Origin of the sequence: Intestinimonas sp. HCP28S3_D6, assembly GCF_052065695.1 — a bacterium.
In the GTDB taxonomy this organism is placed as follows: Bacteria; Bacillota; Clostridia; order Oscillospirales; family Oscillospiraceae; genus Intestinimonas.
In genome coordinates, this window is record NZ_JBQHTM010000150.1 from 1 (window position 1) to 566 (window position 566).

Annotated in this window: 1 protein-coding gene; it reads left to right on the top strand. The window is 57.4% G+C overall.

Annotated elements, in window-relative coordinates; translation table 11 throughout:
- A partial coding sequence (locus ACTNBK_RS17180; RefSeq protein WP_441147914.1) for a DUF4368 domain-containing protein occupies nucleotides 1-527 on the top strand: 527 nt, incomplete at its 5' end.
- Between the last annotated feature and the right edge of the window lie 39 nt (nucleotides 528-566).

Here is a 566-nt window from a genome sequence, read left to right on the forward strand (position 1 = left end):
AGGATCTGCGGCGGGTGACAGCAATGGCCAGGGAGCACACCCAGGAGTTTGCCGCATACATCGGCAGCAGACAGTCTGCGGAGATCCGAAAAGAGATGCGTGGGCTGGAACGGGAATTGGCCGCTATGAAGAAGCGGAGTAAGGAGCTGAACAGCATCTTCAAGCGGCTCTATGAGGACAGCGTCCTGGGGCGGATCACAGCGGAGCAGTTCCAGACGCTCTCCGGCAGCTACACCCAGGAGATGGAAGTGCTGAACAGGGCCATCCCGGAAAAGGAAACTGCCATCCAGAGGCTGCGGGAGCAGGTGTCCGGCACCGACCACTTTATCTCCCTGGCAAAGCGGTACACGGACATCCAGGAGCTAACGCCGGAGATGCTGCGGCTGTTCATCCAAAAGATCGTGGTCCACGAAAAGGACGTGAAGTGGAGCAAGCACGCTCAGCAGACAGTAGAAATCCACTACAATGACATTGGCTGTGTGGAACTGCCACAGCCGAAAGGTCAGTCCACCGCCAAGGGTGCGTGAGACAAAAAGAAGTCCCCGGCAGATACTGCCGAAGCAATA